Source organism: Pseudomonas sp. E315 (assembly GCF_055406205.1).
Genome location: NZ_JBUZPJ010000003.1, coordinates 318,953 through 334,319 on the forward strand (window position 1 = coordinate 318,953; position 15,367 = coordinate 334,319).

Here is a 15,367-nt window from a genome sequence, read left to right on the forward strand (position 1 = left end):
TTACAGCCCGTTGTAAGCAAGGCGGCTATCGAGAGATAGCCGCCTTTTTTATGAACTTGAAATTAGGCTGATCGTGCTGCTAGCTCGGCTTCGCGCTTGACGATAGCGGCCTCAAGCTCAGGCGAGCGTTTGGCCCATTGTTCCGGGGGCAGGGGTTTTGACCATTCGATGATGTCAGGATGGTTAAGGTCTGGAGGCGGGTTTAGTTTTATGCGTTCCAATACATCAATCAGCAATATATTGAAGATGAATAACCCACAAAAACCTTCCCACAGCAGCGCCATAAACCACCCTTTTCGCTGGGCGGCTTCAATGACAAGGTTCGCATAAGTGGCAAGTATCCCTTTAGGGCGATAAAAGCGTTCACTTTTATCCGTTACTGCATCCGGCCCTACTTCCATATAACTGCGCATGCACTCCCACAGCGCCATTGCAGTTTCGCCACCGCCGCAGTTAAAGCCCCAAAAAAAGTGTTTATTGTCTTCTTTAGCCAATGGATCTGGATTATCAAAACCAACAAACAGCATGCCCACCGTATTTTTACCCGCTTGACTCACTGACGAATGCTGAGAAGCTGCGGCTGTTACTGACTCCCAAGGCACAATCCAATATTCGCCATTTTCACGAGGCACACACACCTCACGCCGCTGGCGATTGAAGCGGATGGGTAAAGGCGTTGGTTGGAATAGACCGTAGATCAATATAAGTGCGGGAATACCCGTGATCACGCCTGCCGCCATGAATATAAGATCACTGACATCAAGCGCTAAATATTTGAAATAAGAAGCCATACCGAAGAACAACATGACCATCGGCCACCAAACCAGTATCGCCGCGCCAGGACTGTAATTGCCTATATCTAAAAAAATATCATTTCTACGCCAAATGATATTAAGCACATCAGATGGCATTTCCCCCGTTGGTATGGGCAAAGGCGCTAAATAATCTTGCTGCGAAAACAATCCATTTTTACGTGTCCCGGCTGAAGGTAAACTCATCGCTCAACACCCGGTTGCAAATAAATCGAACATTGACTACCCCCGAGTGCGTAACGCCTTGCGGTGTCTAGCTCAGGTGTAGATTCGTCACGTAAAGTCATTACCCCTGTAGATGAGTTCAATGTGAATGCCACACCCTGCTCTCCCCCAATAAAACTGGGGGCACCAAGCATTGAGATCAGAGGTGTCCGGTAACGCAGGCGCAAATACACCGTGTTGGGTTGTGAGCCAAACAAATCAGGAACGACGTTAAAGGCCCCAGTCATACGCAAGCCTTGGCCCTGTGCATGGGGAATCCACTCGCAACGACTGAAATGTATCCAGCAATCGGCGATGTCCTGCATGGGTTCGCCATCAGAAAACCTCCCCTCCCCGCTCTTTATGCGTTCGCGCATAGCCAAGGTGTCTACCGGGTCACCGACCATGGCAATCTCCAGATATACGTTGCTGGGCTCAGCCCCAGGCAAATCGATGGTGAGCGTTTTAATGGCTCGGTTTATGACACCTGACTGCAAAGAGTTCATCAGCGTGCGTGGCTGCACCGACTCAAAACTGACTCTGGGTGTGTAAAGAATTTTGTATAAACGGTTGAGCTCAAGTTGCTGATCATCAAGCGAAATCGGATTTAAATTGCTAGCCCGCGATTTGCTCCAACAACAGTTATAAAGAAAATTCTGCATGGGTGTTTGCTGTAAATACCAAGCAATCAGATAAAGAACACCCAACGAAGCGATTAGATAGTTAAGTGGTCCCATCCAAAATAAATACCTTGATATCGCGATTTCAGCGGTTAGATTTCCAGTTAGTGCTCGAGAAGTGAACACTGCTCCGTTAATAGCTTGAGCCGCGAATGTAACCATTTGCCCTCTGACTACAGTCCTACGCATCTGCAGCCACGGTTCTATAGCACTTTGAGCGTTTTCAATTTGCTTTTCTAAGGATTTGAACTCCGTGGCAGCCGCAAAAAATGAGAGCCCTCCAATAATCCCCCCCAACAGAGTCAACACTGGAGCTACAGATAACCCAAAGGCAAATGTAGCCTTCTTGCTCATCTGACTATCAACCACCGCCACTAGCGCTGCTCCGGCATACAAGGTCGCCGATGCCGTATCGTATTGACGTTGTTGATCCATCTCATCCAGCACCCCCGTTTGCGCCAAGTAGTTACTGGCATTCCAGCTATTTAGCAGCAACGCTGTTATCGCTATCAGCCCGCCGCTGTTTTTAACTGCTGGTGAGTTAACGATATCTGCCACCCGCCCAGCGCCTATGGCCTTGCCGGTTAAGTTGACCCACTGATTGAGTTCTTCAACAGCTTGGCCGAACTGCTGCAAGATCTGCCGGGCGCCTTGCTCAATCTGTCGCAAACCAATGTGGTTACCGGCACGAGCAGCAATCAGGATCGCCAGCCAAGGGCCTTTCAAGGGCTCACCGGCTTTGCTGCCAAGCAGCAACAATGAGGCGCCCAATCGCTTGATCAATACACTCCAAAGGCCCGTAACATCGCTGGCCATAACACTCAAATCCGACAAAACAGATAGCCCCAGCGGGCCGAGTGCTTTGGTCAGTGCCAGCATGGCATTGGCTTGGTTTTCATGGCCCAGCGCCGTCAGCAACTCCCCCGCACGCGTGGTGCTGTTTAATGCCCCCTCAAGCGTCGGGTTCCAACCTGTAAACAATTGGCGCAATGCCCCGTCATCAGCGCTACGCACGTAGTCCGCATATTGCTCGGCCCCCATTTTGCGCAAGCATTGCGCGCTGAGGCAGGCCATCGCCAAGCGGTCGAGCCATTGGCGATGATCCGGATCGCGGTAATCCACACACCATGTGCCACTACCATGTCGCGTCAGGTACAAGCTTCGATCGGCATAGAGGGTGGTGTGACGCTGTTGAACCTGCGCAAAGTGCGCGGGGGCGTTTTCGTCCAGCCAGTGATTCATGGCGGGCAGGTCGATGTATTGCTCAACCTTGTCGCTGGCGTGGGTGTTTCTGCGGTTATTGATTTTGCTTTCTTGGTAATCACGCACCACGTTAAGCAAGTCGTCGTGCAGCTTAAGCGGGATAAAATCTCGCAGAGGCGCCACAGCCGCTTGTTCACGCAAGTGAATTTCATGGAGTCTTACGTCGGCCTCATTGTTGCTGTGGGTCGTGCCACGGCGAATGTTGGCGGTGTAACGTTCTCTGGCCAAGCCCGCCAGACGCGAGCGCGCATCAAGCACCTGCTGGGCCTGCTCACGCGTAAGTTCGATCTGATGCTCTCGGTAGCGATAACTTATGGCCTCGATCACATCATCAGCATCCTCTGTGATCAAACTGCGTACAAACCCACCGATGCTCAAGCGCACGTTGTTATCGGCCTGCCATTGTTCATGGCGGGCTTCGACGCGTTCTTGTTCGTGGTTGATATCACGTAATACGCCAAGGTCATCATCCAGGCAGGCAAGTACGGTATATAAACCTTGGGCTTGGTTATGGGCGAGTTCCATCACTTCTGTGGTTCTGAACGGAGCCCAAGGTGCAGCGCTCCACTCACCCATAGGGGGTGAATCGGCTTTGATCTGAGGGTTACGGGAGGCTACCGCTGCCCGCTCGTTGTTCCAGCGTCTGGCATCGGTATAAGCCTTGATTTTTATGTTCAGAGGGGGCGAGTGGGTATCAGCAAGTATCTGTTGGCCCAACTGGCGCTCACCTTCTTGATAAGCCGCACCGTTATGCAGGTAATCCAGCGCTAACGCTCGCTCATAAGTGTCGGTAAGCAACTCCCCCATGACCTGATTGGCTTCAGTCAAAGGCGTGCAATGAGGGGCCTGCAGGGTATTGGCCACTTTCAGCAAATCGAGGCGGCGCATGCGTTTGGCCCGAACTTGCGGCTCGCTGAGTTGTTCGCAATACCTGGCATTTATCGGAATTTCGGTATAGAGCATCCAGGCTTCGCGCAGCTTATCCAGTGCCATGCCCGTCAAGTTACCGACGCTGACCACCGTGTCATCGTCATCCAGACGCTGTTTACACAGCAGGCCGTTTTCAGCCACTGCATAACGCTCAAGAGGGCCTTTACCCTGCCATACATACACAAAGCCCGTGCGCAGAAGGCGCGCTGCCATGGGATGGCTTTTGGTCTGTGCGCCAGGCTGAAATGCAGGGTGGCTGGCGGGTTCTTCACTCAGCGCGTAACGCACGGGCACCACAAAAATGTGCGGTTGATGAGCCGGGCATTGCTGAACGAGGCTGTTGATGTCCACGTGAGGCGCGGCGCTAGCGGCACGCGAGGCTTGCGACTGGTTGAACAGATAGTCCAGACGTTTATCGGTGCTCATGCCTGCCCCCCCTTGTGCGGTGGACACACAAGGCACACCGCTTCAGCTGCATGTGCGGCCGCCGCGAATGCGTTCTTCTGGGCGTCTAGCGCCAGCTCCAGCGCCAGCTCCAGCATGTCCCCGAAACCTGATGGCAGCGCCGGAATTGGCACGCCTCCCAGCAAAATTGGAGTACTGGAGTAAATCCCGAACGGTGTCAGCTGGATATGCTGCCATCCCCCCATAGCAGACAAAAACGCGCCACCGTCCACCGCCAACACGGCCCCGCCAATGAAGCTGACTTGCTCGCCGGCCTCAATCGTCATGGTTTCGCCCGCTTGGGTATGCAGGCTGTCGTCAACCTTCAGGTAGTCCTCAGCATTGATTCGCACTTTACGATCACCACTGACCGTAAGCTGATCGCTGGCGTTAAACACCTTCACGCTATTGCCCGTGATGACTTCTTCACGCGTGCCACCCACCTGCAAATGGCTGTCGTTTTGGATGTGTTGCTGCATGTCACGCTGAGCGTGGAGGTAGATCTGCTCATTGCCGCTACGGTCTTCAATGCGCAGTTCGTTGTGGCCTGCGCCACCGGGCGTGCTGCGGCTACGAAAGATGCTTTGAGTCTTGTCTGCGGGCAAATCAAGGGGCGCGCGATTAACGCTGTTAATCAGGCAACCGTAAATCAGCGGCTGGTCTGGGTCACCCTCAAGAAAGGTCACCAAGACCTCCATGCCAACCCGTGGCAGGGTCACGCTGCCATAACGATCCCCCGCCCAATTGGACGACACCCGAAGCCAGCAACTGCTGTTGTCATTGCTTTCTCCAAGGCGATCCCAGTGAAACAACACCTTTACCCGGCCATATTGATCGCAATGGACTTCTTCGCCAGCAGGCCCGGTCACTCGGGCTGTTTGACTGCCGAGAATGCGCGGTTTGTCGTAGGCGTGTTGCGGGCGCCACGTCACCTCATGGGGGGTTGCGTAAAAGTGGTTTCGGTAGCCTTGCGTGAAGCCAGCGCCAGGTTCTAACTCTGATGGCGCGGCGTACTCCTCAAGCACCTGCGGCTGTTTGCCTTCGTGGCGAATGTGCGTCAGCAGCCACTGCACATTCCACGCCGCGTTCGGGTGCTCGACCATTGCAACAAAGTGACCGCTGCGCAGGTCCGACTGGTCGCTGCGTCCTGACGCTTGGCGCGATTGGGTTTGATGGTGTTCAAGCGCAATCTGATTGAGCCGTTCACCTTGCCTGCGCTCACCGAAGCCACCGGGGTAGGTATAGCTTTCAAGTGCGCGCTGGTTTAAGGCTGTGCGGCTATCGACCTGCAAAATATGGCTGGCTTTTTCAAAATTGTAATCGCGGTGCAAAGTGCTGTTGGTACGGGTTTGCAGCTGCACGCTAAAACCATTGATCGAAGGTTGTGCTGCAACCAAACCCCGGCCTTCAACAAAAGGTGTGGAACCGCGTACGACACTGAACGCCGTTTGTTTGTCGCCAAACACCAATACATGGCCTTGGGCCGAATGCGTGAAGTGAAAGTGCAGGCCCTCTTCAAAGCACAGGCGCTGAATAAAATGCAGGTCTGACTCGCCGTATTGCACGCAGTATTCGCGTGCCTTGTAAGGCGAGAGCTGCGTAAAGGCGTAGGCGTTGCTGAAAATGCCGTGCTCCTCAAGCAGTTGCTCAATGATCTGCTGCACGCTGACATTCTGAAAAATGCGCTGATTGGTCCGATGCGCCAGGTAAGCCAAATGCGGCACCAGTGTCAGGCGATAGCGGCTCATACGCTTGCCGGGGCTGCTGAGTGCAATGCGATACACCTGCCCATGAATGCCATTGCCTGAGGTATCAAAGGCCAAAAAGGCGGGTTGGTGCAACAAGGCCTGCAAATCCAGATCAATACGCTCGCTGACCAGCTCAACCTCAAAGGCATAAGGCTCGCTAATGGCTTCGTCACCTTTGAATGCCAGCACTTGAAACTCAGACGGCTGTGCAGCGTGCGGCGTCGCAATGTTCAAGCTAAAACGGTTTTGACGTGCAAACGTGGACATCCAAAGCTCCTCGAACGCGAAGAGCCACTCGTAAGCAAGCCACCCCAACGCAAAAGGGGTGAACGCTAACGGATCAATGTCGGAGCCGCTGTAGGATCAATCTTCAAGCAACTCAGGAAACAGCCTTATTTGTAGCTCGCCTTTAGGCCGTCTGCCCTAAACGCGCCACCCACGCCTCAAACGCCAACGCATCCAGCGGGCGGCTTATCAAATAACCCTGGGCCGTGTCGCAATGCCAACGCTGCAACAACTCCAAGGTGTGCTGATACTCCACGCCTTCGGCGACCACTTTAAGCCCCAAGTTGTGGCTCATTTCGATGGTCGAACGCACGATTACCGCGTCTTCACTGGTTTCATCCAGATGGCGCACAAACGACTGATCAATTTTTAGCTCTTGTACCGGTAACCGTTTGAGGTAAGCCAACGATGAATAGCCCGTGCCAAAGTCATCGATCGACAAACTGATGCCGATGTCTCGCAGCCCTTCGAGCACTTTTAACGAGTGCTCGGGGTCACGCATCACGGCGCTCTCTGTGATTTCAAAAATCAGTTGCTCGGCTGGCACGTGGTAGCGCTTGAGCAAGGCCAGCAGGTTGCTCGATAGGCTTTCGCCTATCAGGTCGCTGGCGCAAATGTTGATCGATAACTGTACGTACAAGCCTCGCCGATTCCACTGCGCCAACTGACGAATGCCCTCTTCAATAATCCAGTCGCTCAGCATGGGCATGCTGCCGGTACGCTCCGCCAAAGGAATGAACTCCGCTGGTGAGACCATCCCCAACTCCGGGTGCTGCCAGCGCAGCAAGGCTTCGGCTTGGTGCACCCCACCACCGCGGATATCGAGCTTGGGTTGGTAATGCACAAGCAACTCGCCTTCCCTGACTGCCTGCCGCAAGTCACGGATCAACTGGATTTGCCGTTGATAAACCAAATGACGGTCTTGTTGGTAGATCTGCAAATAGCCCGGCAATGTCGCGGCATCACGCCGCGCAATGGCCGCCCGAGTGATCAGGTCTTCGGCGCTTTGCCCGTTAAACGGGTACATGGCGATGCCCATGCAGATCTCGAGCTGCGTCTCATGCCCGGCAATGCTGAGCGGGCGGCTTAGCAAAGCGTATAAGCGGTCTGCCAGCGCGACGCCCACATCGACCTGCGTGCTTTCAAGCAACAGCACAAACTCGTTACCTGTGATACGAGCCGCGGTGTCTCGCTCCTGCACGGTTTCGCACATCACACGACTGGCCTCACGCATGATCAGCTCAACCCCTTCGGGGCCAAAGCCTTCATTGATGATGCGGTAGTTTTCGATCCCCAGATAAATCACCACCACGCTGCGTCTGGCGCTGATTGCACTGCCTAAACGCTCCATCGCCAAAGCGCGATTGGGTAAGCCGGTTAACGCATCATGCAAAGCGTTGTGCGCCAGTTGCTGCTCACGTACCGCAATACCGTTTTGCATCGCATTGATTGCCTTGGCCAAAAAGCCCAGTTCATCCCTGCGTTTGAGTGTCACGGGGGTTTGGTAATCGCCGCGCCCGATGCGTTGCGCAGCCTCGGCCAACACGCTCACAGGCCGTGAGACTTCTCGCGCCAGCCACAAAGCCCCGACCACTGAGGCGGCCAGAGCGGCAAGGGAAATCCATAAAAATTTGCGATCCAAAAAGTTAAACGCCCGCATTGATTGATCCAGCGGGCTTTGCAGGAGTGCCATAACTTGGCCATTGGCCGGGTCGCTGAAATTGGCCAGTTGCAGCTGTTGGCCCAAAAAACGCTGTTGACCAAACTCACTCACATGCGTTGCCGGCCCCCCCCTGTGCTCACTTAAAAACCTGACAAGCCGCTCATCCATGACATCGGGCTGAGTGCTGGACAGTGGCCCGGCCTGCCCTTGCTTGATCGCCAAAAAGGACACTTCAAGGTTGCTCAACGAACGCAGTTCATAGGCAAACAGATCGCTCATCGGCAACGCAGACACCACTCGCATCAGAGGCAAGGGCGTCAGCACCACGCCTTGAACCATTAGGTATGGGCGCGCATCAAGCACACCTATCACCATGAGTTCAGACATACGTCGAGCCTGACTCAAGGCCTTGGCATAGGGGAACACTTGCCCCGCTGGCAGGTTTTTGAGCGTGCTGGTGATGATCTTGCCATTGAGGTCGAGCACCAGCAGTTCACTGCCGCGAATACTCGGTTCGAACTCTTCCAGTGCCTGCTCAATTTTTTGAGCACTGCCATCCACCACCGCCTGATGAAAGTCAGAGTCATTGGCCAGCCAGTTAAGCCCGTATTGCATGCTCCGCGCGCGCAAGTCGAGCAAACGCTCGAAGACGCGCGTACCCGTTTTCAATTGCTCTTGGGCTTGTTCGCTGGCCGCCGTAAAAATGGCCGCGTTCACCGCAAAATATACCGTGCCTATAACGACCAGCAGCAGTAACGCCAACACCCCACTGATATGCGCCTGAAAGCTATTGCGCAGCTTCATGCTGCGCCCTCAAGCCACTGAGTGGATGCCATTAACGCAATTTCGATACTTGCTTGAGGCATACACGCTCCCTATGCACCACGAAGAAAGTCAAAAAAATGACCTTCGAGCCCCTGGCTAATTAGCACCAACCCTGGCGGCGGCAAGAAAGAAGATCGCTCAATAAACACGGGGTGTCTACCGTCAAGTTGTTGGCGACAAAGGCCTAACTATTTCGCTTTTTTGAGTCAGACTTTTGCCAACAAACCTGCCCCTGAACATAAACAACGCACGGCCACGCGCTACAGCGCTCTTTAATGATGAAAAACCCTTCGCCATTGAAACCACTGCCACCGCGCCCCATCTAAGAGCCATACCCAATTGCGCAGGTGCCCCATGAGCGACCAGCAAGAATTCCCGGATAACACGACTGAGTACACCGATGTAGAGCACGCCGACGACCAACCGATCGAGCACTCAGGAGGAACTGAATTGGCCCTGCCTGGACAGAATCTGCCGGACAAGGTTTACATCATCCCGATTCACAATCGTCCATTTTTCCCGGCTCAAGTGCTGCCGGTAATCGTCAATGAAGAGCCTTGGGCCGAGACACTGGAGCTGGTCAGCAAATCTGACCATCACTCGCTGGCTCTATTTTTCATGGACACCCCGCCAGACGACCCTCGCCATTTCGATACCAGCAGCCTCCCGGAATACGGCACGCTGGTGAAGGTGCATCACGCCAGCCGCGAAAATGGCAAGTTACAGTTCGTGGCTCAGGGCCTGAGCCGCGTGCGTATCCGTACTTGGCTCAAACACCATCGCCCGCCGTATCTGGTGGAGGTTGAATACCCGCAGCAACCCAATGAGCCCACCGACGAGGTGAAGGCTTATGGCATGGCCCTGATCAATGCAATCAAAGAGCTGCTGCCGCTCAACCCGCTGTACAGCGAAGAGTTGAAAAACTACCTCAATCGCTTCAGCCCTAACGACCCCTCTCCGCTCACCGACTTCGCGGCGGCGCTGACTTCGGCCACGGGCAACGAGCTGCAACAAGTGCTCGACTGCGTACCCATGCTCAAGCGCATGGAAAAAGTCCTGCCGATGCTTCGCAAAGAAGTCGAAGTGGCGCGCTTGCAAAAAGAGATCTCTGCCGAGGTCAATCTCAAGATCGGCGAGCATCAGCGCGAGTTCTTCCTCAAGGAACAGCTCAAGGTGATCCAGCAAGAGCTGGGGCTGACCAAAGATGATCGCAGTGCCGATATCGAACAGTTCCAACAACGGCTAGAAGGCAAGACCTTGCCCGCTCAGGCGCGTAAGCGCATTGACGAAGAAGTGAACAAGCTGTCGATTCTGGAGACCGGCTCGCCCGAATACGCGGTGACCCGCAATTATTTGGACTGGGCCACCTCAGTGCCGTGGGGGGTGTTGGGCAAGGACAAACTCGACCTCAAACACGCGCGCAAGGTGCTCGACACCCACCATGCGGGGCTTGATGACATTAAAAACCGCATCCTTGAGTTCCTCGCCGTGGGCGCTTACAAGGGCTCGGTAACCGGCTCAATTGTGCTGCTGGTCGGGCCGCCGGGGGTGGGTAAAACCAGCGTGGGCAAATCCATTGCTGAGTCGTTGGGGCGTCCGTTTTATCGTTTCAGTGTTGGCGGCATGCGCGACGAGGCCGAAATCAAAGGCCACCGTCGCACCTACATCGGCGCCCAGCCAGGCAAGCTGGTGCAGGCACTCAAAGATGTCGAAGTCATGAACCCGGTGATCATGCTCGACGAAATCGACAAAATGGGTCAGAGCTTCCAGGGTGATCCTGCCTCGGCATTGCTGGAAACCCTCGATCCGGAGCAGAACGTCGACTTCCTCGACCACTATCTGGATTTGCGTCTGGATCTGTCGAAAGTGCTGTTCGTGTGCACCGCCAACACGCTGGACTCAATCCCCGGCCCGTTGCTCGACCGCATGGAAGTGATCCGGCTATCGGGTTACATCACCGAAGAAAAGGTCGCCATTGCCAAGCGCCACCTGTGGCCCAAGCAATTGGAAAAAGCAGGTGTGGCCAAAACCAGCCTGAGCATCAGCGACAGTGCGCTACGGGCTGTGATCGACGGTTATGCCCGCGAAGCGGGCGTACGCCAGTTGGAAAAACAACTGGGCAAGCTGGTACGAAAAGCCGTGGTCAAGTTGATCGAAGCGCCCAACTCGGCAATCAAAATCGGCCCCAAAGACCTTGAAGCCTCACTGGGCATGCCGGTTTTTCGTAATGAGCAAGTCATCAGTGGCACCGGGGTCATTACCGGGCTGGCCTGGACCAGCATGGGCGGCGCCACCCTGCCGATTGAGGCCACGCGCATTCACACGCTCAATCGCGGTTTCAAATTGACCGGCCAACTGGGCGAAGTCATGAAGGAGTCTGCTGAAATCGCCTACAGCTACGTCAGCGCCAACCTCAAACAGTTTGGGGGCGATCCGCGTTTCTTTGACGAAGCTTTTGTGCACGTTCACGTACCGGAAGGCGCAACCCCCAAAGATGGCCCAAGTGCGGGCGTGACCATGGCCAGTGCGCTGCTGTCACTGGCGCGTAATCAAGCACCGAAAAAAGGCATTGCCATGACTGGCGAACTGACTTTGACCGGGCATGTGCTACCGATTGGTGGCGTACGTGAAAAAGTCATCGCCGCACGACGCCAGAAAATTCACGAGCTGATCCTGCCTGAGGCCAATCGGGGCAACTTTGAAGAGCTGCCTGATTACTTGAAAGAAGGCATCACCGTGCATTTTGCCAAGCGCTTCACCGATGTGGCTAAAGTGTTGTTTTAACCGCTAGCAAGGCCCGTTGGATGCTCAAAAGCACCCAACGGCGCCTGATAGTGAAATCACTGTAGCGAGCGTGCTCGCGAAGGCCTCAAGGTAATCGCGCTCATCCAGCAATCAGGCGTTACCGTTGAAGTCATTTGCGAACACGTTCGCGCCTACAGACCCCCTCAAATAAATGGCATGCCCAATTGGCCCATTTTTTACATGCCACCTGTAATTTCTGTCAGTAGACACACGCCCGTTTCCCGACGCTAATAGAGCCATCTCCATCGACGCTAGCTTAGGGAAAAACTATGCCTCTCCAGCACCCAGCCTTTGAAAACCCGGATGTGCTGTGGCCTGTTGAAATTGGCCATAGCAAGTTTAACCCCAGAACAACTGGCGAGCTGAAAGCAGAGCTGCTGGACCGGGCGCCGTTTATCGCACAAGAAATGACCTTCGCCAGCAGCCAAAAGAAGATCATCATCACCGCTGAAGTCGATGAGTTTGGCTCAAAAGGCTACCGCGCCATCAGCTTGACCTTGGCGATCGATATTCAGTCCGGGATTTACCTGTTCAAAAAGGATGACTTCGGCCAAGGCCCCATCAAGGCCATGTCTTACATTGAATGCGTTGAGATCAATGGCCGCGAGGTCTATCACTACAATCAGGCCGACGTTGGCACCCTGCACCTGAGTGTGATTGAAAGCTGCTACAGCGCGCGCATGTTCACCATGGACGGCACTGACCACTTGGGCGAGCCCACTGAAGTCTGTGGCGACTTCAAAATAATGCCCCCGCACGCAGCGTTCAGTTACTAACACAGCCTTCAAGGCTTGGCTCCAGACCGGTGGCGCAGCGCCAATCATGGGTTATGCTGCGCCATCGTTTGTCTGACCGGAGCCTTCAATGTCCTTCGCCCGCCTTATCCCCCTGCTCAGCCTCAGCCTGCTGGCGGCCTGTGCTCAGCAACCCAAACACACCATCACCCTTGAAGAACAAAGCGATTGCCCCGCACAACTGCTCGTGGGGCAACACTTGATTGTGTCGTTGCCAAGCAACCCCACCACGGGCTATCGCTGGGCAATTCAAGACTCGGCAGGCGGCGTGCTGCGCAGCCTCGGCCCTGAAGTCTACAAAAGCGCTAGCAACGGCGAGTTACTGGGCAGCGGCGGGCAATCAACTTGGCGCTTTCAGGCGTTCGAAGCCGGTAACGGTCGCCTGCGTCTGACCTACCAACAGCCTTGGGAGCCAGAAGCAGAACCTGCGCAAACGTTCGACTGCCCCATCACGGTGAACTGATATGCCGTGGCTGATCCTCGCCGCATTGGGTGCAGCGACCTACCTTTTTGGCCTGAGCATAGATGCAACCTTGTTGTGTTTAGTGAGCAAACCGGTGCCCGTGCTGGCCTTACTCGGCTGGTTGCAGAATGCGCCGCCCGCCCCCTATCGACGCTGGATCAGCATCGGCTTGATGTTTTCAGTGCTCGGCGACATTTTGCTCGCCTGGCCTGAGGATTTATTTGTGTTTGGCCTTGGCGCGTTCCTCGTGGCGCATCTGGCTTACCTCAAAGCGTACCTCGTGGACTGCCGCCGACTGGCTTTGCTGCCATTGGCAGTGGCGTTGATCGCCGGAGTGAGCTTGCTCGGCGTGATGGCCAGCAGTGGGTTAGGCGAATTGTTGATCCCTGTGTGCGTGTACGCTTTGGCCATCAGCGCCATGTTGTGGCGAGCCTTGGCCCGTTTGGGCACTCAAGTTCCCAAAAAATCAGCCATGTTGGCGGCTGCAGGCGCACTGATATTTGTTGTGTCTGACAGCCTGATTGGCATTGATCGCTTTGTGATCAAATTCAGCGCTGCACCTTATCTGATCATCCTCTTTTACTGGGTGGGGCAATGGGGCATTGCGGCGTCGGTGTTCAGCCAACGTAAGCACTGAGCGGTTTATCAGACAGACCGCGCATCCGGCTGCCAACTTGGCTAAAATGCGCCCCCTTTTAGAATTTCCATCGCCGGAACCGCCGTGAGCAAAGAACCCGACCGTATTTTCGCCCAGCCCCTGGCCCAGGTGCCGGACTTCGCCTTTAACGAAGACGTGGTGCGCGTGTTCCCCGACATGATCAAACGTTCGGTGCCCGGTTACCCGACCATTGTCGAAAACCTCGGCGTGCTGGCCGCTCAATTTGCCCAGCCCAACAGCGTGTTGTATGACTTGGGCAGCTCTTTGGGCGCCGTCACCCAAGCCTTGCGCCGACATGTGCGCAGCGAAGGCTGCAAGGTCATTGCCGTGGACAATTCAGCAGCAATGGTTGAGCGCTGCCGTGAATACCTCAATGGCCAGAACTCCATGTTTCAAGAGTTGCTGCCGGTTGAGGTGATTGAAGGCGACATTCTCGCCCTTGAGTTCGAGCCCGCCTCGGTCGTAGCCCTGAACTTCACCCTGCAATTTATCGCCCCTGAACAGCGCTTGGCCTTGCTGGGGCGTATTCATCAGTCGTTGCTGCCCGGCGGCGCGCTGATCCTCTCGGAAAAATTGCGTTTCAACGACCCCCAAGAACACGCGCTACTGACCGACTTACACATCGCTTTCAAGCGCGCCAACGGCTACAGCGATCTGGAAATCTCACAAAAGCGCAGCGCCATCGAAAACGTCATGAAGCCCGACAGCCTCGAAGAACACCGCGAACGCCTGCTGGCTGCCGGGTTCTCGAAAGTCGTGCCGTGGTTCCAGTGTCTTAACTTTGCCTCGTTGATTGCCTTGCCATGATTGATCTCTCTCCCCTCGCCCGACGTTTGGCTGGCTCTCCATTGGCTGAATGGGCCAACACCCTGCAAGCGCAACTCGACACCAAAATGGAGAAAGGCCACGGCGATCTGGAGCGCTGGCAAAGCGCGCTGGACGCACTGCCCAACGTGCAGCCCACCCACATTGACCTGCTCAATGGCCTGACACTGGACACCGACTGCGACGAACAAACCCGTGGGCAAATGCGCCAGGCCTTGATGGGCCTGTCACCGTGGCGCAAAGGCCCGTTCGATCTATTCGGCGTGCATGTGGACACCGAATGGCACTCGGACTGGAAATGGTCGCGCGTGGCGCCGCACATCAACCTTAAACACAAGCGCATTCTCGATGTGGGGTGCGGCAATGGTTACTACATGTGGCGCATGCTGGGCGCGGGCGCCCACAGCGTGATCGGAGTTGATCCTAACTGGCTGTTCTTCTGCCAGTTCCAGGCCGTGCAACGCTTCTTGCAGCAAGAAGCGGTGTGGCATCTGCCGTTCCCGTTTGAAGACCTGCCCGCCAACCTTGAAGGCTTCGACACCGTTTTTTCAATGGGCGTTTTTTACCATCGCCGCTCACCCATCGAGCATTTGCTGGCGCTCAAGGATTGCTTGGTCAAAGGTGGCGAACTGGTCTTGGAAACCTTGGTGATCGAAGGCGACGTCAATCAAGTGCTAGTACCAGAAGACCGTTACGCGCAAATGCGCAACGTGTGGTTCCTGCCGTCGATCCCCGCACTGGAGCGCTGGCTACGCCGCGCGGGTTTCAGCGACGTGCGGTGCGTGGACGTGAGTACCACCACTGTTGAGGAACAGCGCGCTACAGAGTGGATGAAGTTTCAGTCGCTGAGCGATTACCTCGACCCGAACGATCACAGCAAAACCATCGAAGGCTTACCAGCGCCAATGCGCGCCGTGATCGTGGCCCGCAAGTAACACACCCCGTAGAAGCTGGCGAAGGCGACGAGC

General features: G+C 55.2%; 10 protein-coding genes. 6 read left to right on the top strand and 4 right to left on the bottom strand.

Annotated features, from left to right (window positions below; translation table 11 throughout):
• Positions 1–62: 62 nt before the first annotated feature.
• From ACZRJQ_RS06870 to ACZRJQ_RS06885, 4 genes are all read right to left on the bottom strand, one after another.
• Complete coding sequence (locus tag ACZRJQ_RS06870) at positions 63–998, bottom strand: hypothetical protein (protein WP_463977615.1); 936 nt, start codon at positions 996–998, stop codon at positions 63–65.
• Entirely contained in the window at positions 995–4,315 is a 3,321-nt protein-coding gene (locus tag ACZRJQ_RS06875) for a toxin VasX (RefSeq protein ID WP_463977616.1), read from the bottom strand. Before ACZRJQ_RS06875 ends, ACZRJQ_RS06870 begins: the two co-directional genes overlap by 4 nt.
• A complete protein-coding gene (locus tag ACZRJQ_RS06880; protein WP_463977617.1) occupies positions 4,312–6,348 on the bottom strand; it encodes a type VI secretion system Vgr family protein in 2,037 nt (678 codons plus the stop codon). The genes ACZRJQ_RS06875 and ACZRJQ_RS06880 overlap by 4 nt, the downstream gene beginning before the upstream one ends.
• Positions 6,349–6,490: 142 nt before the next feature.
• A complete protein-coding gene (locus ACZRJQ_RS06885; protein WP_463977618.1) occupies positions 6,491–8,833 on the bottom strand; it encodes a putative bifunctional diguanylate cyclase/phosphodiesterase in 2,343 nt (780 codons plus the stop codon).
• Between the two features lie 375 nt (positions 8,834–9,208).
• On the opposite strand from ACZRJQ_RS06885, the gene lon reads away from it, so the two are divergent.
• From lon to cmoB, 6 genes are all read left to right on the top strand, one after another.
• On the top strand, positions 9,209–11,638 hold the full coding sequence (gene lon, locus ACZRJQ_RS06890; protein WP_463977619.1) for an endopeptidase La: 2,430 nt from the start codon (positions 9,209–9,211) through the stop codon (positions 11,636–11,638).
• A gap of 290 nt (positions 11,639–11,928) precedes the next feature.
• Complete coding sequence (locus tag ACZRJQ_RS06895; RefSeq protein WP_463977620.1) at positions 11,929–12,435, top strand: hypothetical protein; 507 nt, start codon at positions 11,929–11,931, stop codon at positions 12,433–12,435.
• Positions 12,436–12,523: 88 nt separating this feature from the next.
• Positions 12,524–12,916 (top strand): protease inhibitor I42 family protein, encoded by a 393-nt coding sequence (locus ACZRJQ_RS06900; protein ID WP_463977621.1) that lies wholly within the window; start codon positions 12,524–12,526, stop codon positions 12,914–12,916.
• A 1-nt stretch (position 12,917) separates the two neighbouring features.
• Entirely contained in the window at positions 12,918–13,553 is a 636-nt protein-coding gene (locus ACZRJQ_RS06905; protein ID WP_463977622.1) for a lysoplasmalogenase, read from the top strand.
• A gap of 84 nt (positions 13,554–13,637) precedes the next feature.
• A complete protein-coding gene (gene cmoA, locus ACZRJQ_RS06910; protein ID WP_463977623.1) occupies positions 13,638–14,381 on the top strand; it encodes a carboxy-S-adenosyl-L-methionine synthase CmoA in 744 nt (247 codons plus the stop codon).
• Entirely contained in the window at positions 14,378–15,334 is a 957-nt protein-coding gene (gene cmoB, locus ACZRJQ_RS06915; RefSeq protein WP_463977624.1) for a tRNA 5-methoxyuridine(34)/uridine 5-oxyacetic acid(34) synthase CmoB, read from the top strand. The genes cmoA and cmoB overlap by 4 nt, the downstream gene beginning before the upstream one ends.
• The last annotated feature ends 33 nt before the right edge of the window (positions 15,335–15,367 follow it).

What these genes read in the sequence shown, in the direction of transcription:
- ACZRJQ_RS06885 (WP_463977618.1), bottom strand. Translation starts at nt 8,833, where the DNA reads ATGAAGCTGCGCAATAGCTTTCAGGCGCATATCAGTGGGGTGTTGGCG.
- lon (WP_463977619.1), top strand. Translation starts at nt 9,209, where the DNA reads ATGAGCGACCAGCAAGAATTCCCGGATAACACGACTGAGTACACCGAT.
- ACZRJQ_RS06870 (WP_463977615.1), bottom strand. Translation starts at nt 998, where the DNA reads ATGAGTTTACCTTCAGCCGGGACACGTAAAAATGGATTGTTTTCGCAG.
- ACZRJQ_RS06905 (WP_463977622.1), top strand. Translation starts at nt 12,918, where the DNA reads ATGCCGTGGCTGATCCTCGCCGCATTGGGTGCAGCGACCTACCTTTTT.
- ACZRJQ_RS06875 (WP_463977616.1), bottom strand. Translation starts at nt 4,315, where the DNA reads ATGAGCACCGATAAACGTCTGGACTATCTGTTCAACCAGTCGCAAGCC.
- ACZRJQ_RS06895 (WP_463977620.1), top strand. Translation starts at nt 11,929, where the DNA reads ATGCCTCTCCAGCACCCAGCCTTTGAAAACCCGGATGTGCTGTGGCCT.
- ACZRJQ_RS06900 (WP_463977621.1), top strand. Translation starts at nt 12,524, where the DNA reads ATGTCCTTCGCCCGCCTTATCCCCCTGCTCAGCCTCAGCCTGCTGGCG.
- ACZRJQ_RS06880 (WP_463977617.1), bottom strand. Translation starts at nt 6,348, where the DNA reads ATGTCCACGTTTGCACGTCAAAACCGTTTTAGCTTGAACATTGCGACG.
- cmoB (WP_463977624.1), top strand. Translation starts at nt 14,378, where the DNA reads ATGATTGATCTCTCTCCCCTCGCCCGACGTTTGGCTGGCTCTCCATTG.